Origin of the sequence: Streptomyces sp. CA-250714 (assembly GCF_050936705.1) — a bacterium.
Lineage (GTDB): Bacteria > Actinomycetota > Actinomycetes > Streptomycetales > Streptomycetaceae > Streptomyces.
Genome location: NZ_JBNJMI010000002.1, coordinates 523,648 through 544,802, shown reverse-complemented (window position 1 = coordinate 544,802; position 21,155 = coordinate 523,648). Strand labels below are relative to the sequence as shown.

Genomic DNA, 21,155 nt, shown 5'->3' with positions numbered 1-21,155 from the left:
GAGAGAACTGCCGACGATGACCAAACTCCAGCAGTACCGCCGTGTCCTGTCGACCCCCCACTTCCCGGGCGTGTTCCTGCTCGGCCAGGCCCTCAAAGTCCCCACCGTCGCCGCGCCCGTGGTGCTGACACTGCACGCCTCGATCGGACTGGGACGTGGTTTCGGGGCCGCCGGGATGCTGGTCGCCCTGTGGACGCTCGGCATGGCCGTCGGGGCGCCGCTCCAGGGCAGATTCATGGACAGGTGGGGGATGCGTCCCGCGTTCTGTGTGGTGCTGGCCGCGCAGGCCGCGTTCTGGGGAACAGCCGGCATGCTGTCCTTTCCCCAGCTCGCCGTCGCGGCGTTCTGCGGCGGGCTCTTCCTGGTGCCCGGCGGCACGATCCCCCGCATGGCCATCAGCGCCCTGGTGCCGGAGGCCAACAGGCACACGGCGTTCGCCGTCGACGCCATGCTGACGAACCTCTCGTCCCTCGCCGCACCCGCGGTCGGTGTGCTGGTGTCGACCAGCGTGGGCACGCGCCCCGCGCTGCTGGGTCTGGGCGCTGTGCTCGTGGTGAACTGTGCCTGCCTCGCGGCCCTTGCGCCGGAGCTGGGCGGCAGCGGGCGGGGAGCGCTGTCCGTATCCCTTCTCAGGGGACGGCAACTGCTCATGGCGTTCCTCTGTGTTGCCGCCATCGGCGCGATGATGTCCGGCAGCGACCTCGCCATACTGGCGACGCTCCGGTCCGCGGGCCAGACCAACTGGGCGGCTGTCGTGATGGCGGCCTGCGTGGCGAGCTCGGTCGTCGGCGGCCTGGTGTACGGCGCCCGTGAGCGGGCCGTTCCTCCCGCTCCCCTGGTGGCCGGGCTGGGGCTGTTGATGGTTCCGGTGGGGTTCGTCGCGGACTGGCGCTGGATGGTCTGCGCCGTCGTGCCGGCGGCGCTGCTGGTCGCCCCCGCTTTCTCCTCCTCCGCCGGTGCGGCGTCCAGGCTGGCCGATCCCCGTGACCGGGCCACCGTGATGAGCCTGTACGGGGCCGCGATGATGGTCGGCTCGTCGCTTGGTGCGCCACTGGCCGGGGTGGTCTTCGAGCACGGTGCCTCGGTGGCCGGATTCGCTGCCGTCGGAAGTGTCGGTATCGCGGCGGGACTCGCGAGCCGGCGAACACTCGGCGCGTCCGCCGCCCAGGGCGGCGGCGCGCACCGGAACCAAGAGATGAGGGTTTGACATGCCGAATGCACCCCGGGTCGTCATCGTCGACTCGTTCCCCGGGACGAAGTCGACCGCGGACGAGTTCGCCGCGTCCGGAGCGGAACTCATCCGCGTGCAGAGCAGCAAAGTGGTGCCGACGCTCTTCGACGGCCCGTTCGACCTCAGTGTGTACCTCGACAACATCGTCCACGAGGGTGATCTGACCCGTACCGCCGAACTGTGCGCCGCCTACGAACCCGACGCCGTCGTCGCGGGCAGCGAGCCGGGAGTGGAGCTGACCGATGCGCTCAGCGCCGAACTGGGACTGCTGACCAACGGGGTCGAGCTCAGTCCCGCACGCCGGGACAAGTACGTGATGATCGAGACGATCCGCGCCGCGGGCCTCGCCGCTGCACGGCAGATCCGTGCTACCTCGGCCGAGGAACTGGCGGAATGGCACCGGTCGCTGGGTGAGCGCGTCGTCATCAAGCCCCTCAAGTCCGGGGCGGGGGACGGGGTGCACTTCTGCGATACCCCCGAGGAGTCCGTGGCCGCCTTCCAGGAGCTGAACGGAGCGGTCAACGGGTTCTCCGAGATCAACGACGGTGTGGTCGCACAGGAGTATCTGCGCGGCACCGAGTACGTGGTCAACATGGTGAGCCGGGACGGACGGCACCATGTCACCGACATCTGGCGGACCGCGCGGATCTCCGTCAACGGCATCCTCGACTTCGCCAGCTCCGTCCATCTGCTGCGGCGGCGCGGCGAGGTCCAGGACCGGCTGGTGGCCTACGCGGAGAAGGTCCTGGACGCGCTGGGCATCCGCCACGGGCCCTCCCACGCCGAGATCAGGATGACGGAGTCCGGCCCTGTGCTGGTCGAGGTGGGCGCCCGGGCCGGCGGTGGGCGACTGCCCCTGTTCACCAAGGAACTGCTGGGCGAGTCCCAACTCGACCTGACGGTGGACGCCTACCTGGCGCCGGAGAAGTTCCACGCCCGCGTCGGCGGCGACTACCCGATCGGCCCGTACTTCGTGGTCGTCCCGATGGTCTGCCCGGTGGAGGGAACGCTGCGCGGGTACCGGCACCTGGACCGGATCCGGGAACTGGAGAGCTTCCACAGCATGATCATCGACATCGAGCCCGGCAGCCGGATCGTGCCCACCACCGACGACATCACGCCGATGCGCGTGCTGCTGCAGCACGACTCGGAGGAGACCGTGCTGCGTGACACCGGCACGATCAAGTACCTGGACGGAGAAGGTTTCTACGAGCTGGAGACGGAACCCCAGCCCAGCTGACACCGCCGCCGGCCGGAGGCCGGGGCCCGGACCCCGCCACCGGCCGCGATCCGCCTCACGGCCCGTAAGGAGCACACAGCATGGGAGACGAAAGTACGGTCACGTCCGTGGCCCGCGCTCCGCACCCGGCGCGGGCCACGGTGCCCGGCGGGCGCTCCGAGCCGCGCCGGGTGCCGTCCGGTGGACGTTCCGTGCCCGTGGACGAGAGCCGGTTCCGCCACGTACTGGGGCACTTCGCCAGCGGGGTCACCGTCATCACGGCGCCGCAGGGGGAGGGTGCGGCCGGCCCTGCCGGCTTCACCTGCCAGTCGTTCGCCGCACTGTCGCTGGAGCCGCCCATGGTGACGTTCCTTGTCGCCCGCACCTCCACGACGTGGCCGCGCATAGCCGACGCCGGGGTCTTCTGCGTCAACATCCTCACCTCCGACCAGGGCGAACTGTGCCGCGGCTTCGCCAGGAGGGGCGTCGACAAGTTCGCCGGTGTGGAATGGGACCCGGGCCGGGCCACCGGGTCCCCCATGCTGCGCGGAGCCCTGGCTTGGATCGACTGCACCATCGACGCCGTACACCCCGGGGGCGACCACCACATCGTCACCGGCCGCGTCCACCACCTCGCGGCTGCCCCGCACGGGACCCCGCTCCTCTTCTACTGCGGCTCGTTCGGCAGCTTCTCCGCCTGAGGTTCGGGGCGGGCCGAGTCGAGACGGATCAGCGTGATGCCGTACGCGGCGATCCAGACGACCCACAGGAGCCAGCCGACGAGACCGAGGAGGCCGAGGGGGCCGGTGCCGTCGATGACCAGCGGGGCGAGGGTGGCCGAGGCGAACAGCAGCCCGGCCGACAGCAGTCCCAAGGTGCCGTGCCACGACCGGATGAGTCCGGCGCGGCGGCCACCGACGGACAGGCCGACGAGAGCGAGCGCCAGGAACGTGCCGTTCAGCGTGAACACAGCGTCGTGCAGTGCCCAGAGGCCCAAGGTCGCGCTGGTGTCGTCCGAGGTCGTCGACGCGATGGCGAGGCGGATCGCGATGACCACGGCGAAGGCGGCGTTCTGCAGGAGGACGCCGGCGAACCCGAGCAGCGACCATGCCTCGCCCCGCTCCTGCTCGGAACGCCGCAGCGCGGCGACAGCCCCCGCGCCGAACAGTGTGGCCAGCACCCAGGCGGCGGGAGTGAGGGCGGACCCGAGGCCAACCGGACCGCTCTGCGCACCGAAGAACGCGGTGACGTGGCCGATGGCGGCGCCGGTGCGCGGCAGGCCCGCGGGAACCACGATCACATTGCCCATGACGATGAGAAAGGCGAAGCCGAGCGCGGCGATGCCACTGATCCGGGAGAAGCTCGGCGCGGCCGACCAAGGCAGTTGTCGTATCATGTATTCACTATAAGCCCCGTAAAATCAATAGGAGGCCAGCCGTGAGCCCAGAGCCGGGCCGACGCCGCTATGACTCACTGCGCCGGACGGCGCAGGCGCAGGAGACCCGCGCGGACATCGCCCGCGCCGCCCGTCGGCTGTTCGTCTCCCAGGGGTGGGGGGCGACGACCGTGCGGGACGTGGCGCGCGAGGCGGGGGTCTCCGCGCCGACCGTCTATGCCGCGTACGGCAACAAGGCAGGGCTGACCCGCGCTCTGGCGGACGCGGCGGATCTGTCGGCCGATGTGTCGCAACTGGTTGCGGAGTTGGAGGATCCGGAGGCGGACCCGGCGACCCAGCTGGCCGCGATGGCCGGCTATGACCGGCGGCTCTTCGAGCGTGCGGGCGACATCATCACGCTGATGCGTGAGGCGGGGCGGATCGAACCGGAGTTGGCGACGCTCTACCGCGAGGGCCGCACGCGCGCCGACGACACCCGCGTGCAGGTGTTCTCGTCATGGCCCTCCGGCGTCCTGCGGGAGGGCCTGGATGTGCGGGCGGCCGCGGATATCTACGCGGCTCTGTGCAACATCGACGTCTTCACCGTGCTCATCACCGAACGCGGCTGGTCGCCCGATCGGGTCGAACGGTGGTGGAGCGAAGCGCTGGCCAGGGAACTACTGAACAGAGGCTGTGGCCGCTGAACTTGACCGCGCGGTTCACCGGTCACGCGACGTGAGCGTCTTGTGGAAGCACACCCGGTCCTGCCCCAGGCCGTCGTAGTCGCTGTGCACCGGCAGCCCGTCGACCTCCCGGTCGCCCGGTTCGAGGGTGAACCCCATCGCCCGGTGGAAAGCGATGGAGCCGGCGTTCGCCGGCGAGGTGATCGCGCGCACCTCCGTCCGGCCTGCCTCGGCGGCACGCCGGCAGAACGCCGTGTACAGACTGCGGGCCCAGCCCTGCCCCCGCAGTCGGGGGTCCACGCCCACGAAGTGGATGTAGGCCTCCCGGTCGTTGTCGGCGGCGTCGAAGCCGATGAGGAACCCGCTGAGGGTCGTGTCGTCCTCCAGTACCAGGCTGGTGGTGGAGAAGAACTGCAAGAACAATTTGGGGACCAGCAACGACAGTTCACGCGCCTGCTGCGGGGTGCGGGAGTCTCCCCACCACCGCTGCACGCAGGAGACGATCGTGCCGTGGTCCGCGACGTGGGCCTGGCGCAGTACGGGCATTCTTCCCTCCGGGCAGAGTCAGTCGGCCATCTCGAACCGGGGCTCCTCCGTGCGGGTGCGTTTGACCTCGTAGAAGCCCGGTACGCCGGCCAGCAACAGGAAACCGTCCCACAGCCGTCCGGCTGTCTCCCCGGTGGGGGCGGGGGAGACGACCGGACCGAAGAAGCCCACCTGTTCACCGTCCGTCCCGGCAACCGCCAGCACCGGGGTGCCGACCTCGGTTCCGGCCAGTGCGACGGCCCGGGCATGGGAGGAGCGGATCGCCTCGTCGTAGGTGCTGGACCAGGCGACTTCGGCGATTTCCCGCGGGAGCCCGGCGTCGGCGAGGGCCGCGGCGAGGTCCCAGTCGCCCTGCAGATGGAAGCGGGTGCCGAGCGCCGTGAAGAGGTCACCGAGTGCCTGGTGACCGAAGCGCTGCTCCACCGCGGCACACACCCGCACCGGCGCCCACATGTAGTCGCCCCACTCGCCTTCCGGATTGTCGTCCCGGTGCTCGTTGAGCACCGACAGACTCATCACTCGCCAACGCACGGTCACCGGCCGCACCTTGGTCACCTCCACCATCCACCGGGAGGTGATCCACGTGTACGGGCAGACGGGGTCGAACCAGAAATCGACGGTTCGCGCTTCGGTCATCCGATCGGCTCCTCGTTCGGCTCTCGCACGCCACGGGGCGTCTACCGGCTGGAGCCTAGGCCCTCACTCCGCGACAATCCCAGGATGGATCCGGATCACCAACTGGTAGGCCACTGGAGCAGCGTCCCCCTCTCCTACGGAGTAATGGAAGCCTCCGAACTCGGCCTTCTCCCCGATGGCCAGGGGTGGAGCTCCTGGTTCAACGTCCACGCGCTGTGCGTGACGCGGCTGCGCTGGCGGTGCCCCGAACCTGGAGTCGTGGAGTTGCACGCGCGGTGGCGCGTGCAGGGCACACCCGGCGACGGCACCGGCCCCGCGGCATTCGCCTCCACGGAAGAGGCCGAACCGCTGGATGAGGTCTCCCGGCATCGCTACGTCATTGGCCCCGTTGTACCGATGCCCGGCGCTGACGCCGTTGCGGCGGTCAGGTTTGAGGAGCCGGTGGAGTTCTGCATGGAGTTCGCCAGAGGGCCCCGGCACATCCGCCCCGATGAGGACCCGACCTTCCACGTGCTGCCGTACCAGTAGCCCGGCGGCTCTTGCGTACCCGGCATGGGGGCTGCGCTTGCCCACCCTGCGCCCCTGGCGCAGACTGCCCAAGCGCAGCGCAGGGGGGACGCGGACGCGCCCCGTCAGGGGCGCGGGGAACTGCGCGACCAGCCACAACGCAACCCGCGGCTAACAAGTGGCGGCGGCGTGCCCAAATAGCTCTCGCGCGAGCCGCCATCCCAGGCGCCCCGCAAGGGATCCCACACCACCCGCACGCACCACCCCAAGGGCGTCACCACCGCGAAGTACAGCGCGGCGAGAGCCGCATGCGTCGCGCGGTCAGTCCATGGGGATCGCGGCACGCCAGTCGCCCTCCTCCTGCCACTCGGGCTGGTCCCGCTTGTCCAGCAGGAAGTCGCCGAGGACCAGCAGATCGATGCGGGTACGCATGAAACAGGCGTAAGCCTCCTGCGGGGTACGGACGATCGGCTCGCCGCGTACGTTGAACGAGGTGTTCACCAGCACCGGGCAGCCCGTGCGGTCCCGGAATGCCGAAAGCAGCGCGTGGAAGCGCTCGTTGCGCCCGGCGGTCACGGTCTGGACGCGGGCCGAGCCGTCGACATGGGTGACCGCGGGGATCGTCGTACGCGGCACCCGCAGCAGGTCGGGGCCCGTCACCCCCTCGGCCGCCTCCCGGCACTCCAGCCGGTGCGCCGCGGCAACCTGCGCGGTCAGCAGCATGTACGGGCTCTCCTGCGCGAGGTCGAACCAGTCCTTGGCGTCCTCGGCGAGCACGGCGGGCGCGAACGGACGGAAGGACTCCCGGAACTTGGTCTTGAGGTTGAGCGTGGACTGCATGGCGGGGTCGCGCGGATCGGCGAGGATCGATCTGTTGCCGAGCGCCCGGGGGCCGAACTCCATCCGCCCCTGGAACCACCCCACGACCTTGCCTGCGGCCAGCTCGGCCGCGACCCGCTGAACGAGCTCCCGGACCGGCAGCCGGTCGGCCGGGTACCCGTGCCCGGTCAGATACGCCGCGATCTCCGCGTCGGAGGGGGCGGGGCCGAGCAGCGCTCCCGCCATGGCGTCCGCCCCTCGCGCCACATGGGCCCGGGGGGCGCCCCGCCGGTGCGACTCGGCAAGGGCCGCGCCGAGCGCGCCGCCCGCGTCACCGGCAGCTGGCTGGACCCATACCTCGTCGCACACACCGTCGGCCACAAGTCTGCCGTTGGCGACGCAGTTAAGGGCAACGCCGCCCGCCAGACAGAGCCGCCGCTCCCCGGTGCGGTGCAACGCCGTACGGGCCAGGCGCAGCACCACGTCCTCCGTCACCTGCTGCACCGAGGCGGCCAGGTCGAACTCCCGCTCGGTCAGCGGGCCTTCCGGCAGCCGGCGCGGGCCGTCGAACAGCTCCTCGAAGGCTCGGCCGACCATGGCCAGCCCGTACTGGAAGGTGAAGTGGCGCAGATCCAGCCGGAAGGAGCCGTCCGGCTTGATGTCGATCAGCCGTTCCCGGATGAGCGGGGCGTAGCGCGGGGTGCCGTACGGGGCCAGGCCCATCAGCTTGTACTCGCCGGAGTCCACCTTGAATCCGCAGAAGTAGGTGAACGCGGAGTAGAGCATGCCCAGCGAGTGCGGGAAGCGCAGCTCGGCGAGCGGGGTCAGCTCGACACCCCGGCCGTGCCACAGCGTGGTGGTCGCCCACTCGCCGACGCCGTCGACACACAGCACGGCCGCGGACTGGTACGGGCTCGGAAAGTACGCCGACGCGGCGTGCGAGGCATGGTGCCGGTGCGCCACCACCGGTGGCAGGGCACCCCGCGCGCGGTCCCGCAGCCGCGCGCGTACCTCGTCCAGGGCCCGGCGCTTCCAGGTCACCCACTCGGGGAAGGCCCGCCGGAACACGGGCCAGCCGCGCGGGGCGGTGGCCAGCCAGGTCGCCAGCACCCGGCGGAACTTCAGCGCCGGGTCCTCGTAGAAGGCGATCGCCGCGACCTCGTCGAGCCGCACCCCGGCCTCCGCCAGGCAGTAGTCGACGGCGTGGTGGGGGAAGCCGGAATCGTGCCGACGCCGGGTGAACCGCTCCTCCTGCGCCGCTGCGACCGGGACGCCGCCGGAGACCAGCGCGGCCGCGCTGTCGTGGTAGTAGGCGGAGAGGCCCAGAACCGGTCCGTCCACGGTCAGAAGAGGGGATAGACGGAGGCGTCGTCCTCGGGCTGCGGCCGCAGTCGCGACGGCGGTGCCGCCGGCGGCGGGGCCGGTTCGGGGGCCGGCTCCGGCCGGGAGCGCCGCCGCAGCCGGGAGGCCAGCCGCCGGATCGCCGACGAGGGCGCGGTGCTGTTCGACTTGTGCATCGTTCGGCTCCTCAGCCCATGTCGAGATGGTGGGTCAGCAGCCGGGCGACGAGGTCGTAGCCCCGGTCGGTGCAGTGCACACGGTCGATGAACAGCCAGTCCTCGGGGCCGGCGGCCTCGGCCAGCGCGGTGTTCAGGTCCAGGAACGGCACTCCGAGCCCGGCGCAGCCGCCCGCCAGCTGCTCCGCGTAGCTGCGCCCCACCGCCGTCGTGGAGATGTCGTTGTGGAAGCGGCGGAAGTTGGACACCTCGTCCAGCTCGTCGAAGAGCAGCCGCTCGCGGGGCAGCGGCTCCCGCACCCATGGTGCGAGCGGCTGGAGTACGAACGTCAGCCGGGCACCCAGCGCGTCGGCGAGCAGCTTCCAGACCGATAGGTGACGTACCGTCAGTTCTGTTGCGTGGGCGACCCGCTGCTCCGGGGGAGGTATGACGTCGGGCGCTGGACCGCACTCGAAGAACGCGCCGTGCCGGCCCTGCTTCTCCTCGGGGAGGCGGCTGAGTACCAGATTGTTGACGCCGGACAGCAGCACGATCTCCTCGACCTCGGGCAGTTCGTGCTGGAACAGCGTGAACAGCAACAGCTCCTGTGCCGAGTTGTGGCTCTGCCCGGCGAAGTTCAGCCAGGGCAGCCGGGGTGCGTGGGCGTTCCACAGTCTGGCCGGAACCGTGGCCGCGTCGCTCGTCGCGCCGACGCCGAACACCGCCGAGCTGCCCGCGAGGATCCGGTGCGGGCCGTCCGGGCGCTCGTCACCGACGGTTGCCGGCCCGCCGTCCGGCCCCGGCGTGACCCGGAATCCGTGCCGGTCGGTGCTGTAGACGGGGGTCTTCTCGTGGCCGTACTGGAAGTAGCCCACATAGGGCTGGTCCTCCAGTACGAATGTGTAGTGCTCCATGTGCGGGGCGAATTCGGCGCGGGGTGACGTCATGGCGAGGGGCTCCCGTCGAGTGCGTACGTTGCTGGGACTGCGGCGGTTGTGACGCGCTATCCGGCCGGAGCCGGGCGCGGCGGCTCGGGCAGGGAGCCCGGCCGGTCCTCGCGGATGAGGTCGGCGTTGACGGCCATGCCCGCAAGACCCCCACTGGCGGCGGCCATGGCTGCCTGCTGCATGTTCCGGCCGAGGTCCCCGGCGACGTACAGCCGGGGCACGCTGGTGCGGCCGCGCTCGTCGGTCTGGACCGACTCCAGGTCGGGGGCCTGCAACCAGGGCCGCAGCGGCTCCACCCGGGGCTCGGTGTCCATGTGCAGGAACAGCGCCCCGTAGCGCGCGGACCGTCCGTTATCGAACGCCACCTCGACGCCTTCGGGATGCGGCCGCACGGCGTCGACCTTGTCGCCGACAAGGGGCACCGCTGCGGCGGTCAGCCGCGCCCGCTCGTCCTGGGGCAGCTCGCGCCGGTCGGTCAGATAGGTGACGGAGCCGGACCACACCGTCAGCGTGGCGGCCAGACATTCGCTCGGCACCGCGCCGCCGTACACGGCGAAGCTGCGGTCGCGTACCTCCCAGGCGTGACAGTACGGGCACTCGAACGCCGACTTCCCCCACAGTTCGGCCAGGCCCGGCACCGGCGGCAGTACGGAGCGCACCCCGGCCGCGTACAGCAGGGTACGGGCACGGAAGCTGCCGGACTCCTTGGTGGTGACCAGTACGTGGTCCTCGTCGGGCTCGGCCAGCACAACCTCGTCGTCGCGGAACGACACGTCGTAGGCGGCCAGCTCGGCGCGGGCGCGCCTGCGGAAGTCGCCGATCGGGGCCCCGTCGTTGGTCAGTACGTTGTGCATCACGCCGGCCGCCATGTTGCGCGCTTCGCCGGAGTCGATCAGCAGCACACGGCGCCGCGAACGGCCAAGGTACAGCGCGCCGTTGAGCCCGGCCGGGCCCCCTCCGACGATCACCGTGTCGTAGACCTGTGAGTCCATGGTCACCCCTTGTCGAGAGAGTCGCCGTGCGGAGAAAGACCGGTGTGCGCGGAGGTGTCCGGGTGCGGAGGAGGGTCTGCGCCGGGCGGTTCCCGGCGCAGTGGTGCCAGTAGCGCCAGCGCGCCGGCCACCAGGACGGTTCCGCACACCACGAAGACCGCCGGCACGGACAGTGCCTCGGCCAGCAGCCCGCCCAGCGTCGCGCCGAGCGGCATGGTGCCCCAGGCGCACAGCCGGGCCACGCTCATCACCCGACCCTGCAGGTCCTCCGGGGTGAGCCGCTGGCGCAGCGACATCACGGGAATGTTCCAGCCCATCATGAACACGCCGTTGGCGGCGAGCGCCAACGCGGCGAGGGCCGGATGGCGGGCCAGGCCGAGCGCGGCGTACGCGGCACCGGAGGCCACCAGGGACCAACGGGCCAGCCGCACCGTCGGGATACGTTCGGCGGCGCGGGGTGCCAGCCAACTGCCGGCGACGGCCCCCAGCGACCCGGCGGCCAGCAGCAGCCCGTACCCCGCCTCGCTCAGTCCGAGGGTGCGGTCGCTGAGCAGCACCAGCATGGAGAAGGTCGCCGAGAACACCAGCCCGTACAGCGCGCTCGTCGCGAGGGTGAGCCGCAGGGTGCGGTGATGGACGACGAAGCCGAGACCCTCCCGGATGCCCCGCAGCACGCCGTTGCCCGCACCGGCGGGCTCGCCGGTGGGGGCGGCTGAGGTGGTCGGGGCTGCTAGGGAGCTGTTCGCCGAGTCGTCGTTCCCCGCGCCGTCTCCCGAGCCGCTCTCGACGCCGTTCCTCCGGCTCAGCGGTGCGAGTCCGAGCAGGAGCAGCGCGGCCAGCGCGTAGAGCACGCCGCCGGTGGCGAGTGCGGCCGCGGCGGCGAGCCCCGCCAGCAGACCGGCCACGGGTGGCCCGGCCGTCTCGTTGAGCACGATCTGCGCCGCCAGTAGCCGGCCGTTGGCCCGCTCCAGGTGCCGTTCGTCGACCATCCGCGGCAGCATCGCGGGCGCCGCGGTGTCGGCCAGGGTCTCGGCGATGCCGAGCACGAACGCCAGCGCGTACAGGACGGGCAGCGGCCGGTCGTCGGCCAGCACCAGCGCCGCGCCCAGCAGGGCCGCCGCCCGGGCCAGATTGCTGACCAGCACGATTCGGCGCCGGTCCACCCGGTCCGCGAGGACACCCGCGGGCAGCGCGAACAGCAGCCAGGGCAGCATGTTGACCGCGGTCAGCCCGGCCACCGCGGCCGGATCGGGATGGTGCGCGACCACCAGCAGCGGCAGCAGCGTGCGGGAGATGCCGTCGCCCCCGTTGGAGGCGGCCGTCGAGGCCCACAGCCAGCGGAACGGCCGGCCCAGGTCCGCACGGCGGCCCTGGCGGGTGCCGGGCGGGGCCGCGCTAGCCAACTACGCCTCCCTCGTGGCTCTCCGCACCCCAGCTACGCAGCCCGAGCAGCCGCTCGCCCAGTTCGGTCAGCCGCGCGGGCCCGTACAGTGCGGCCTCCTCCTTGCGCACCCCGCCCTCCGGTGGGTGCGGCGGGATGCGGTCCCGCCAGAAGTCCACCCGGGCCTTTCTGAGGCCGGCGTTCTCCTCCCAGGCCGGCGCCATGGTCAGATACTGGGCCATCCGCAGTCGTCCCTCGGAGACATTGGGGCGCACGCCGTGCGGCAGCAGGCTGTTGAAGATGATCAGGTCGCCGGGCTCGACCCGTGGCGTGGTGATCTCGTATCCGGTGAGGTCCGGGGCGCACGGATCGCGGTCCCAGGGCTGGGAAGCCAGCCACTTGTCCCACTCGGTGAAGATTTCCGGAACGCACTGGAAGCCGCCGACCTCCTCGTTGCCGTGGGTCAGCGAGAGCACGGCCTGGCAGCTGATCGGCAGCGGGTCGTCGGCCGTGTCCACGTCCCAGTGGATGAACCCGTCGAAGGCACGCGCGCCCCGGTTGGGCGGGTTGACGTTGGCGAAGTCGATGGTCACCCACAGGTCGGTGCGGTCCCAGATGTCGACGAACGCCTCGTAGACCCGGGGCGTCTGCCGGGCGTCCCACTGCGCCTGGTGGTTGTACATCTCCACCAGTCCGCTGTGGCCGGGCAGCCGCGCGTTCCCGGTGTGCGGAGAGGCCCAGGTCGAGGGGTCGTCGGGGCGCATGTCCAAGAAGGTGAGCAGGCCCTCGGCGAGGGAGGCGACCGTCTGCGGAGCCACTGCCTGACGGACGATCACGTATCCCTGCTCGGTCCACTGTTCCCAGTCCTGGCGCGAGAGCACGCGCAGCGGTTGGGTCTTGTGGATGTCTCGCAGTTGAACAGCCGACACGGGCACTCTCCAGGGATGTGATGTCTGCACATGGTCGGGTGGGACGGGGGCGGGCCGGCCTGGTCTGGCCGATCCGGGCGGTCTGCCCGCCTGTGGAGCAATGGCCTCATTCGATGATCAGCCGTCGTTCCGGCAGCACGACCGCGTCCAGGTCCGTCCCGGTGAGCAACTCCATCGCCTCGTCCAGGTGGTTGAGGATGGGGCGGCCGCCACTGTTGGCGCTGGTGTTGATCAGTACGGGCAGCCCGGTGTGCGCGGCCACCGCGTAGCACAGCCGGTGGAGAAGGGGCTGCACATCGGGCCGTACGGTCTGGAGCCGGGCCGTGCCGTCGATGTGCCGCGCCTCGGCCAGCAGCCGCGCCATCCCGGGCCTGACCTGTACGGCGAAGAGCATCGTCTCGGCGTGGTCGAGAGGGCCGGTGAAGTAGCGGTCCGCGACCTCTTCGGGGCACAGCGGCGCGACCGGGCGGAACCACTCGCGGTACTTGATCGTCTGGGAGACGTACCGGCGGGCACCGCTCCAGTGCGCGGAGACGAGCAGCGAGCGGTGGCCCAGCGCCCGCGGCCCGGTCTCCAGACCGCCTTCCAGCCAGGCCACGCACCGGCATTCGGCCAGCAGTTCCGCCACCGTCCCGATGAACTCCTCGTCGCTCGCCGACCGGTGGTGGCGGAGCCCTGTTCCGGCCAGTCGCCCGTCCGGACCGCCCGTCGTGTCGTCGTCCGGGAGACCGGCCAGCGGCGGCCCCGCGTAGGCAAGCGGCGCCCAGCCGGTGCGGCCCAGCAGGGCGGGGCGATCGGCCGGGGGAGCGGCGGCAAGTGCCGCGCCCAGCGCGATCCCCGAGTCGTCGCAGCAGGTCGGCACGGAGATATGGGTGAACTGACCGGACTCCGCCAGCCGGCTGTTGGCGGTGATGTTGAGCGCGCAGCCGCCCGCGTAGCACAGCGTCGTATAGCCGGGGAAGCGCTGGCTGATACCGGTGACCAGCCGCACCAGGTCATGCTCGACGGCGGTCTGCAGCGTGGCCGCCAGATCCCGGCAGACCCGCTCGTGCGGGCCGTTCCCCACCAGGACGCTCCGGCCGTCGGCGGTGCGGATCTCGTCGGGGAATACCGAACCGAAGGAGTGCACCACATCGTCGTCCGAGGAGTCCGCCAGGCCCCCGTCCAGATAGCCGCCGCTGTCCGGGTCGTACTTCCACCACGTGTCCGCGTACCGCAGCGCCGTGCCCGCCAGCCCGCCGTCGTCCAGCCGCTCGTACAGATCGGGCGACCTGCGCCGGGTGGACTGCGGCACCAGCATGGCGCGCAGCACCGGCAGCAGCCCCGGGTCGGTCCCGCCGGTGGCCGTCAGTCCGAGCAGCTTGCCGGTGTCGAACTGGCTGCCGTGGATGCGCCGGGCCAGCGCCTCGTAGAGCAGTCCGAACCGCGGCCCGGTGCGGTTGGTGAAGGACATCACCGGGGTGAGCTGGTCGCCCTCGCCGAGGCAGACCATGCCGCACTCGGCGTAGTTGGCCGTCCCGTCCAGCGCCAGGACCAGGGCTTTGCCGACCCCCGAGGAGTAGTAAGCGAGTGCGGCGTGCGCGTAGTGGTGGCGTACCGCGGTCAGGGTGATGTCGCCGAACAGCCGGGCCGGCGGCCAGTCCAGCGGTTTGAGCACCCGGAGCACGGCGTCGGGCAGCCCGGTGCCGCCGGGCGCCGTCCAGCGCGCGTCGTCGTTGACGAGTTCGACCAGCGCGGGGGGCAGCATCTGGCACACCGGTGTGTACCAGTCGGCAACGGCGATGTGTGTCACCGGAGTCGCCGCCCGGTCGCGCAGCTCCGTGAGCCATTCGGCGGCGGCCTGCGGGAAGCGCCCGTTGCCGCCGCAGACATGGCGCAGCCCCAGTCGGCGTTCGGCCTCGATGACGTGGTAGCCGTGCGCCTGGGTCAGCGCGGCCCCCGCGTCGTGGCCGAAGTGCATCCCTATCGTTGCCATGAACCGGTCACCCTTCGTCGGTCAGGTCACAGAACAGGCCGGGTCACTGAACAGGCCGGGTCACTGAACAGGCCGGGTCACTGAACAGGCCGGGTCACTCCGGGTCAGGACACGGCGGTGAGGCTCTGGGCGTGGTGGCGCTCCAGAAGGCCCTGCACCACCTCGCGCATATAGCTGCAATAGCCGGGCGACATCAGCTGGATCGACCCGTTCTCCTCCTCCAGCGCGCCGGCCGAGCCGCCCGAGCAGGTGCCCTGGAGTTCGCAGCCCTGGCACCCGGGGCCGTTGGTGTAGGCGCGCATGCCGTAGTCCTGGTACGCGGGAGAGGAGAAGATGCCGCGCCAGTCGTCGATGGTGCCGAGCTTCCGCGCGGTGGCCTTGCACGCGAACACGCTGCCGTTCGGCTCGATGGACAGCTGGCGGCCGACCGCCGGGCAGGTCTTGTAGTCGGCCTGCTGGGCCCACTTGGCCTCATCGACGATCATCTGGAAGGTCTGGTACCAGTAGCCGCTGAGCTGCACCCCGCGCTCGCGCCCGTAGTCGACCGCGGCCAGCAGCCGCTGCGCGACGTCGTGCGGGCTGTGCTTCTCGAAGAACTCCTTGGCCTGGAACGACACGATGACATCCAGGCTGTCCAGACCGGCCTCGGCGACGAAGTCGATCAGCGGCGTCCCCCACTTGTCCCAGGTGTACTGGGAGAGCACCGTGGTGATGTTCATCGGGACGCCCGCGGCCTTCATGTCGAGGATCGCCTTGCGGACCACCGGCCACGGGGTGCGCTGCTGCTGGCCGCCGCGGAACTCACCGGTCTCGGGCACCAGATAGTCGATGGAGACGGTGGTGTCCACCCGGTGCTCGGCCAGGGCCGCCAGCAACTCGTCGTCGATGCGGGAGCCGTTGCTGGTCAGGTCGTACGAGAGGGTCACGCCTGCGTGGCGGGCGCCGAACGTGCGCAGGATGTGCAGGATGGTGCCGCGCGCCAGAGTGGGCTCACCGCCGAAGAACGACACCGTCAGATGGCCGCCGCCGTTGGCCTTGCGTAACTCGATCGCCTCCTTGACGGTCTTCTCGGCCACCTCCTGGGACATGTGCATCGACGGGTTGCGGGCCTCGTCCGAGCCGTGGTTCCAGTCGCCCCGGGCCAGGGTGGGGCCCGAGTCCGGCCGGGAGCGGCGTAGTTCGACCAGCACCGGACCGGGTTTTACGGACTCCCCCGAGGTGTTGCGCTCCTCGACCCCGCCGTCGAAGTTGTAGGCGAAGCAGCCCTGGCAGGAGAAGTTGCACGCGTTGGTCAGCACGAGCTGGATGGAGGAGTGGAACACGCCCGTGCCGAGAGCGTCGCGCCGGCTCTCCAGCAGGCCGTCGATCTCCCTGGCCTCGTCGTGGCCCGCCTCGACCAGGAACCGCGCGTCGACGAGGTCCCGCAGCGACTCGTCGTCCACCCGGTCACGCAGCCGCTCCCAACTGATGCCCCCCGCAGCCTCGTTGAGCAGGTCGACGATCTCCCGGTCGATCAGCCGCGCATTTCCGAAAAGTGAATGGAAGGCCATCGTGCGCTCGTCGCCCTCGTACGAATCGAGCCTGCCTCCGAACGACGTGAAATCGCGGTCACCCGCAGCGCGCAGAGTACGGACATAGCGCGAGGACTGGTACATCGAATTCGGCATGGCTGAAGACTTCTCTCTGCGTCCGGTGAATTCCGGCAACGGCGTGCACGACGCCGCGCCGGTGAAAAGGCCACGGCCCGAGCCGCGTGGCCCGAACCGACCCGTCGGCTTTCGGCCGCTCGGCATTCGGCCCGTCGGCTTTCGGCCGGTCGGCCGTCCGACCTGAACCGGGACCCGACCGTGGCCGGGTCCCGGGGAAGCTCAGCGCTTAGGCCGAAGCCCCCTCTTTCCGCTGCTCAACAGGGGTCTTGGTGACCTCCGCCCGGGTGCGGGGCGGTGTGATCGTCGGGGCGTTGCCCTTGTCCGGTGAGACGAATGCGCAGGGCCGGGTCGATGCGGTGACCGCGGGTCTGGCGACCTTTTTGACTTCGGCCATATGACCTCCTCAGTTAAGTGCGACACACACCGGACACTGAAGCAGAAGAAAGGAACACCGGAGGAGGTCTCATCCGGTCAGCATTGAAAAGAATTGTGATCTATGCCCGAGGCATGGCATTTTCTCGCCAGCTGAACGGAATTGATCTCCGCCGCGCAGGGGTCTCGCCGATTCCGCCGCCGTTGTTCCGGCCGTTCACCGCCCCGCCGGGCGCCCCGGGGACCCGAGGACCCGGCCGCAGGGCATGCGGGCTCATTCGGCCGTGCGGCACCGTTCGCCGACTGCCGGCGCTGTCCGCCACGCCGAGCCGCCCTGCTCAGCGGCTGGCCGGTTTGCTGCCCCGCGAACCGGAACGGCTGCCGCCGCTGCCCGGACGGGGGCCTGCCCGGCGGATCTCGCGTACCCGGCATGGGGCTGCGCTTGCCCACCCTGCGCCCTGGGGGTACCCCCTGCTCGAAGAGCTTGGGGGAGCAGACTGCCCAAGCGCCAAAGGGAGCCCGCGCCCCGAAGGGGCGCGGGGAACTGCGCGAGCAACCACGAGGCTCCCGCAGCCTGCGGACGTCGGGCAGGGGCACCCCCTCACCAGAGCAAGGGAGGGCCCGCCCAATATCCGCCAATCACTCCCTACGCGCCGTCCCCCTCCAACACACGGTCCGGCCGCAGCGGCAGGTCCCGGTGGCGTACGCCGGTCGCGTGCCAGACCGCGTTGGAGATCGCCGCGGCGACGCCCACGATGCCGATCTCTCCGATGCCCTTGATCCCCACGGGGTCGTCAGGGACCGGGTCGTCGAGCCAGTCCGCCTCGATGGCGGGCACATCGGCGTTGGCGGAGACGTGGTAACCCGCGAAGTCGGCGCCGAGGTGACGGCCCGACGCCTCGTCCCGGACCGCCTCCTCGTGCAGCGCCATCGAGATGCCCCAGGTCATCCCGCCGACGAGCTGGCTGCGTGCGGTGAGCGGGTTGACGATGCGGCCCGCCGTGAAGATGCCCAGCATGCGGCGTACCCGGATCTCGCCGGTGGTGACGTCGACGGCGACCTCGGCGAACTGGGCGCCGAAGGAGTGCCGTTCCTTCTTGGCGAGCTCGGCGATCAGCCCGGCGGTGTCCGTGCGCGCCGTGATGCCCTCGGGCGGGATCTCGCCGTCGGCCAGTGCCAGCCGGCCGCGCAGCTCCCCGGCCGCGGAGGTGACGGCCAGCGCCCAGGAGCGGGTGCCCATCGAGCCGCCGGCGACCCAGGCGGGCCCGAAGTCGCTGTCGCCGATCCGCACGTCCACGTGCTCGGGTGCCACGTCGAGTGCTTCCGCGGCGATCAGGGTGAGCGCGGTGCGTGCGCCGGTGCCGACGTCCGCGGCGGAGATCCGTACGGTGAAGGTGCCGTCCGCCTCGGCCGTCACGGAAGCCGTGGAGGGCGCGGCCCCTGCCGGATAGGTGGCGGCAGCCGTTCCGGTGCCCAGCAGCCAGCGGCCCTCCCGGCGCATACGCGGCCTCGGATCGCGCTCGGCCCAGCCGAACCGGCGGGCCCCCTCCTCGAAGCAGCCCAGCAGATTACGGCTGCTGAAGGGCAGCCCGGACAGCGGGCCGACGGCCGGTTCGTTGCGGGCGCGCAGGGCGATCGGGTCCATGCCGAGCCGCTCGGCCAGCTCGTCCAGGGCCGACTCCACCGCGAAGGACCCCGGTGCCTCGCCGGGGGCCCGCATCCAGGTCGGGGTGGGCATGTCCACATCGACCAGCCGGTGCGCGGTGTGGTGTGCCCGGGCGTCGTAGAGGACCCGTCCGAGGGCGGCGCTGGTCTCGACGAACGGCCGCAGGGTCGAGGTGAGGTTGAGCGCCTCGTGCCCGAACGCGCGCAGCCGCCCGTCCGGATCGGCGCCCAGCCGGACGCGCTGCGCCGTGGGGCTGCGGTAACCGGTGATCGCGAAGGTCTGACGGCGCGTCAGCGCGAGTCGTACGGGCCGTTGCAGCACCGTCGCCGCCATCGCCGCGGCCACCTGGTGCGGCCGTACGCCCTTGGAGCCGAAGGCGCCGCCGATGTGCTCGGAGCGCACCCGGACCGAGGACGGGTCCAGCGAGAAGAGCTTGGACAGCTCGTCCGCCACCCACATGGAGCCCTGATTGGAGTCGAACAACTCCAGCCGCCCCTCCTCCCACCGGGCGGTGGCGGCGTGCGGCTCCATGGCACTGTGATGCTGCTCCGGAGTGGTGTACGAGGCGTCCACCACCACGGCGGAGACCGCGAGTTCGGCCTCCAAGTCCCCCTTGCTCAGTACCGCGTTGCCGTCCTCGGGTACGTAGCTGCCGGGCCGGTCGGCGTGGAAGGCGATGTCGTGGGGTTCCTCGTCGTACTCGACCACCAGCGATTCGGCGGCCTCCCGCGCCTGCTCGGGCGTCTCGGCGACCACCAGCGCCACGGGCCAGCCCATGTGCGGCACCCGGTCGTGCTGGAACAGCGCGACGGTGGGGTCCGGCCGGCCCAGCACGGAAACGTAGTCGGAGGCAAGACGGGGCGCGTTGCCGTGGTGCAGCACGGCCAGCACGCCCGGCAGGGCACGGACCCCATCCTCGCCCACCGTGCGGACGCGGCCGCGCGCGACGGTCGACAGCACCAGCCAGGCGTGCACGAGCTGATCGAACGGCTGATCGCTCGCATAGCGGGCGGCGCCGGTCACCTTCTCCCGGCCCTCGACGCGGGTGTGCGCCGCACCGACGGTCGGGGGCTGTGCCGTGGTGGTCATCGGGCGGCCTCCTCGGCCAGTTCGGTGAGCAGGGACACGACGAGGTTGCGCATCAGGGGCACCTTGTAGGCGTTCTGCTCCAGCACCTGGGCGGCGGCCAGCTCCGCGTCGGCGGCCTCGGCGAACGCCTCACCGACGGCGGGCTGCCCGGTCAGCACCCGCTCCGCGGTGCGGGCCCGCCACGGCCGGGACGCGACGGCACCGAAGGCCAGCCGTATCTCGCTCACGACGCCGTCGGTGACCTCCAGTGCGGCGGCCGCCGAGCCGATGGCGAAGGCGTAGGAGGCCCGCTCGCGGACCTTGCGGTAGCGCGAGTGCGCCGCGACCGGAGCGGGCGGCAGCGTGACAGCGGTGATCAGCGCACCCGGCGGCAGCGCGGTCTCCCGGTGCGGGGTGTCACCCACCGGCAGATAGAAGTCGGCGAGCGGCACCTCCCCGCCGCCCTCGGCCGTCTCGTACGAGACGACGGCGTCGAACGCGGCCAGCGCGACGCCCATATCGGACGGGTGGACGGCCACGCAGTGCGCGGAGGCGCCGAGGATCGCGTGGTTGCGGTGCTCGCCGGTGGTGGCCGGGCAGCCCGTGCCGGGCGCACGCTTGTTGCAGGGGAGGGAGGTGTCGGTGAAGTAGGCGCAGCGGGTGCGCTGGAGGAGATTGCCGCCGACGGTGGCCATGTTGCGCAGCTGCCCCGATGCCCCGGCCAGTACGGCCTGCGCCAGCGCCGGGTAGCGCCGCCGTACCTCCGGTTGGGCGGCCAGATCGCTGTTGGTGACAGTGGCGCCGATGCGCAGCCCGCCGTCGCCGGTGGGCTCGACGCGGTCCAGCGGTAGTTCCCGTACGTCGACCAGGCGTCCCGGACGCTCCACCCCGGCCTTCATCAGATCCACGAGATTGGTGCCGCCGCCCAGATAGCGCGCGTCGGGGTCCGCGTCGAGGAGGGCGACGGCGCCATGTGTGTCGGTGGCGCGCTCGTAGCTGAACTCCCTCACGCGGCAGGCTCCTTCGTGTTCTCGGCTCGGGTGGCCGCCGGGTTCCCGGCGGCCTGTGCGACGGCTTGGACGATCGACACATAGGCGCCGCACCGGCACAGGTTGCCGCTCATACGTTCCCGGATCTCCTCGGGTGTCAGAGCCGGCGGCCCCGCCTCGGGCCGTATGTCTCCGGTGGCGGCACTCGGCCAGCCTGCCGCATGCTCGTCGAGTACGGCGAGCGCCGAGCAGATCTGGCCCGGGGTGCAGTAGCCGCACTGGAAACCGTCCAGGTCGAGGAACGCCTGCTGCACCGGGTGCAACTGCCCGTCGGCCGCGACGCCTTCGATGGTGGTGACGGCACGGCCCTCGGCGGCGATGGCCAGTTGCAGGCAGGAGACGATACGGCGGCCGTCGACCAGGACCGTGCAGGCACCGCACTGCCCCTGGTCGCAGCCCTTCTTCGTACCGGTCAGATCGAGGCGTTCGCGCAGTACGTCGAGCAGCGTGGTGCGGTGGTCGACAGTCAGCGTGTGGGGTTCTCCGTTGATGGTCAGAGTGATCGCGCTTGCGGTGGCTGGGGCCATGGGCGGCTTCTTTCGCGAGTGCGGTGCGAGGAGAATCGGCGCGGTGCGGTGTGGCCTCGGGTGGTCGGTGACAGACGGTGGCCCGTCG

The 21,155-nt window shown here is 71.2% G+C and carries 20 protein-coding genes; 5 read left to right on the top strand and 15 right to left on the bottom strand.

Annotated elements, in window-relative coordinates:
* The first annotated feature begins 16 nt into the window (after positions 1-16).
* The 3 genes from ACQEU8_RS21285 (at position 17) to ACQEU8_RS21275 (ending at position 3,151) form a co-directional block, all read left to right on the top strand.
* Positions 17-1,207, top strand: coding sequence for an MFS transporter (locus ACQEU8_RS21285; RefSeq protein ID WP_433103416.1), 1,191 nt, complete (start codon positions 17-19; stop codon positions 1,205-1,207).
* Between the two features lies 1 nt (position 1,208).
* The gene (locus ACQEU8_RS21280) at positions 1,209-2,471 is read left to right on the top strand and encodes an ATP-grasp domain-containing protein (protein WP_433103414.1); all 1,263 of its coding nucleotides are present in this window, start codon (positions 1,209-1,211) and stop codon (positions 2,469-2,471) included.
* Positions 2,472-2,551: 80 nt separating this feature from the next.
* Positions 2,552-3,151, top strand: a complete 600-nt coding sequence (locus ACQEU8_RS21275; protein WP_433103412.1) for a flavin reductase family protein — start codon at positions 2,552-2,554, stop codon at positions 3,149-3,151.
* Here ACQEU8_RS21275 and ACQEU8_RS21270 read toward each other — a convergent pair.
* Positions 3,118-3,846 carry a 2-oxoglutarate/malate transporter gene (locus ACQEU8_RS21270; protein WP_433103410.1) on the bottom strand — a complete coding sequence of 243 codons (729 nt, stop codon included), beginning with the start codon at positions 3,844-3,846 and terminating at the stop codon, positions 3,118-3,120. The two genes, ACQEU8_RS21275 and ACQEU8_RS21270, sit on opposite strands and share 34 nt — an antisense overlap.
* Positions 3,847-3,887: 41 nt before the next feature.
* Here ACQEU8_RS21270 and ACQEU8_RS21265 point away from each other — a divergent pair, with 41 nt between their 5' ends.
* Positions 3,888-4,529 (top strand): TetR/AcrR family transcriptional regulator, encoded by a 642-nt coding sequence (locus tag ACQEU8_RS21265; RefSeq protein WP_433103408.1) that lies wholly within the window; start codon positions 3,888-3,890, stop codon positions 4,527-4,529.
* A 15-nt stretch (positions 4,530-4,544) separates the two neighbouring features.
* On the opposite strand, the gene ACQEU8_RS21260 is transcribed toward ACQEU8_RS21265, so the two are convergent.
* Both ACQEU8_RS21260 and ACQEU8_RS21255 read right to left on the bottom strand, forming a co-directional pair.
* A complete protein-coding gene (locus ACQEU8_RS21260) occupies positions 4,545-5,054 on the bottom strand; it encodes an N-acetyltransferase family protein (RefSeq protein ID WP_433103406.1) in 510 nt (169 codons plus the stop codon).
* A gap of 18 nt (positions 5,055-5,072) precedes the next feature.
* Positions 5,073-5,690: a mycothiol-dependent nitroreductase Rv2466c family protein gene (locus tag ACQEU8_RS21255; RefSeq protein WP_433103404.1), complete on the bottom strand. Its 618-nt coding sequence runs from the start codon at positions 5,688-5,690 to the stop codon at positions 5,073-5,075.
* Between the two features lie 84 nt (positions 5,691-5,774).
* Here ACQEU8_RS21255 and ACQEU8_RS21250 point away from each other — a divergent pair, with 84 nt between their 5' ends.
* Complete coding sequence (locus ACQEU8_RS21250; protein WP_433103402.1) at positions 5,775-6,218, top strand: hypothetical protein; 444 nt, start codon at positions 5,775-5,777, stop codon at positions 6,216-6,218.
* A gap of 300 nt (positions 6,219-6,518) precedes the next feature.
* On the opposite strand, the gene ACQEU8_RS21245 is transcribed toward ACQEU8_RS21250, so the two are convergent.
* From ACQEU8_RS21245 to ACQEU8_RS21190, 12 genes are all read right to left on the bottom strand, one after another.
* A complete protein-coding gene (locus ACQEU8_RS21245) occupies positions 6,519-8,357 on the bottom strand; it encodes a carbamoyltransferase family protein (protein WP_433103400.1) in 1,839 nt (612 codons plus the stop codon).
* A 2-nt stretch (positions 8,358-8,359) separates the two neighbouring features.
* Positions 8,360-8,533 carry a hypothetical protein gene (locus ACQEU8_RS21240; protein ID WP_433103398.1) on the bottom strand — a complete coding sequence of 58 codons (174 nt, stop codon included), beginning with the start codon at positions 8,531-8,533 and terminating at the stop codon, positions 8,360-8,362.
* An 11-nt stretch (positions 8,534-8,544) separates the two neighbouring features.
* The gene (locus tag ACQEU8_RS21235; protein ID WP_433103396.1) at positions 8,545-9,459 is read right to left on the bottom strand and encodes an SGNH/GDSL hydrolase family protein; all 915 of its coding nucleotides are present in this window, start codon (positions 9,457-9,459) and stop codon (positions 8,545-8,547) included.
* Positions 9,460-9,515: 56 nt separating this feature from the next.
* Entirely contained in the window at positions 9,516-10,451 is a 936-nt protein-coding gene (locus ACQEU8_RS21230; RefSeq protein WP_433103394.1) for an NAD(P)/FAD-dependent oxidoreductase, read from the bottom strand.
* A 2-nt stretch (positions 10,452-10,453) separates the two neighbouring features.
* Positions 10,454-11,854, bottom strand: a complete 1,401-nt coding sequence (locus tag ACQEU8_RS21225) for an MFS transporter (RefSeq protein ID WP_433103392.1) — start codon at positions 11,852-11,854, stop codon at positions 10,454-10,456.
* Positions 11,847-12,761 (bottom strand): phytanoyl-CoA dioxygenase family protein, encoded by a 915-nt coding sequence (locus ACQEU8_RS21220; RefSeq protein WP_433103390.1) that lies wholly within the window; start codon positions 12,759-12,761, stop codon positions 11,847-11,849. Before ACQEU8_RS21220 ends, ACQEU8_RS21225 begins: the two co-directional genes overlap by 8 nt.
* A 106-nt stretch (positions 12,762-12,867) precedes the next feature.
* Complete coding sequence (locus tag ACQEU8_RS21215) at positions 12,868-14,736, bottom strand: carbamoyltransferase C-terminal domain-containing protein (RefSeq protein WP_433103388.1); 1,869 nt, start codon at positions 14,734-14,736, stop codon at positions 12,868-12,870.
* A gap of 104 nt (positions 14,737-14,840) precedes the next feature.
* Positions 14,841-16,403, bottom strand: a complete 1,563-nt coding sequence (locus ACQEU8_RS21210; protein WP_433103386.1) for a radical SAM protein — start codon at positions 16,401-16,403, stop codon at positions 14,841-14,843.
* Between the two features lie 208 nt (positions 16,404-16,611).
* Entirely contained in the window at positions 16,612-16,779 is a 168-nt protein-coding gene (locus ACQEU8_RS21205) for a hypothetical protein (protein ID WP_433103384.1), read from the bottom strand.
* 624 nt (positions 16,780-17,403) lie between these two features.
* Positions 17,404-19,512 (bottom strand): xanthine dehydrogenase family protein molybdopterin-binding subunit, encoded by a 2,109-nt coding sequence (locus tag ACQEU8_RS21200; protein WP_433103382.1) that lies wholly within the window; start codon positions 19,510-19,512, stop codon positions 17,404-17,406.
* Positions 19,509-20,501: an FAD binding domain-containing protein gene (locus ACQEU8_RS21195; RefSeq protein ID WP_433103380.1), complete on the bottom strand. Its 993-nt coding sequence runs from the start codon at positions 20,499-20,501 to the stop codon at positions 19,509-19,511. The genes ACQEU8_RS21200 and ACQEU8_RS21195 overlap by 4 nt, the downstream gene beginning before the upstream one ends.
* Positions 20,498-21,067, bottom strand: a complete 570-nt coding sequence (locus tag ACQEU8_RS21190; protein WP_433103378.1) for a (2Fe-2S)-binding protein — start codon at positions 21,065-21,067, stop codon at positions 20,498-20,500. The genes ACQEU8_RS21195 and ACQEU8_RS21190 overlap by 4 nt, the downstream gene beginning before the upstream one ends.
* Positions 21,068-21,155 lie beyond the last annotated feature (88 nt).

What these genes read in the sequence shown, in the direction of transcription:
- ACQEU8_RS21285 (WP_433103416.1), top strand. Translation starts at nt 17, where the DNA reads ATGACCAAACTCCAGCAGTACCGCCGTGTCCTGTCGACCCCCCACTTC.
- ACQEU8_RS21280 (WP_433103414.1), top strand. Translation starts at nt 1,209, where the DNA reads ATGCCGAATGCACCCCGGGTCGTCATCGTCGACTCGTTCCCCGGGACG.
- ACQEU8_RS21275 (WP_433103412.1), top strand. Translation starts at nt 2,552, where the DNA reads ATGGGAGACGAAAGTACGGTCACGTCCGTGGCCCGCGCTCCGCACCCG.
- ACQEU8_RS21270 (WP_433103410.1), bottom strand. Translation starts at nt 3,846, where the DNA reads ATGATACGACAACTGCCTTGGTCGGCCGCGCCGAGCTTCTCCCGGATC.
- ACQEU8_RS21260 (WP_433103406.1), bottom strand. Translation starts at nt 5,054, where the DNA reads ATGCCCGTACTGCGCCAGGCCCACGTCGCGGACCACGGCACGATCGTC.
- ACQEU8_RS21255 (WP_433103404.1), bottom strand. Translation starts at nt 5,690, where the DNA reads ATGACCGAAGCGCGAACCGTCGATTTCTGGTTCGACCCCGTCTGCCCG.
- ACQEU8_RS21250 (WP_433103402.1), top strand. Translation starts at nt 5,775, where the DNA reads ATGGATCCGGATCACCAACTGGTAGGCCACTGGAGCAGCGTCCCCCTC.
- ACQEU8_RS21240 (WP_433103398.1), bottom strand. Translation starts at nt 8,533, where the DNA reads ATGCACAAGTCGAACAGCACCGCGCCCTCGTCGGCGATCCGGCGGCTG.
- ACQEU8_RS21235 (WP_433103396.1), bottom strand. Translation starts at nt 9,459, where the DNA reads ATGACGTCACCCCGCGCCGAATTCGCCCCGCACATGGAGCACTACACA.
- ACQEU8_RS21230 (WP_433103394.1), bottom strand. Translation starts at nt 10,451, where the DNA reads ATGGACTCACAGGTCTACGACACGGTGATCGTCGGAGGGGGCCCGGCC.
- ACQEU8_RS21215 (WP_433103388.1), bottom strand. Translation starts at nt 14,736, where the DNA reads ATGGCAACGATAGGGATGCACTTCGGCCACGACGCGGGGGCCGCGCTG.
- ACQEU8_RS21210 (WP_433103386.1), bottom strand. Translation starts at nt 16,403, where the DNA reads ATGCCGAATTCGATGTACCAGTCCTCGCGCTATGTCCGTACTCTGCGC.
- ACQEU8_RS21205 (WP_433103384.1), bottom strand. Translation starts at nt 16,779, where the DNA reads ATGGCCGAAGTCAAAAAGGTCGCCAGACCCGCGGTCACCGCATCGACC.
- ACQEU8_RS21200 (WP_433103382.1), bottom strand. Translation starts at nt 19,512, where the DNA reads ATGACCACCACGGCACAGCCCCCGACCGTCGGTGCGGCGCACACCCGC.
- ACQEU8_RS21190 (WP_433103378.1), bottom strand. Translation starts at nt 21,067, where the DNA reads ATGGCCCCAGCCACCGCAAGCGCGATCACTCTGACCATCAACGGAGAA.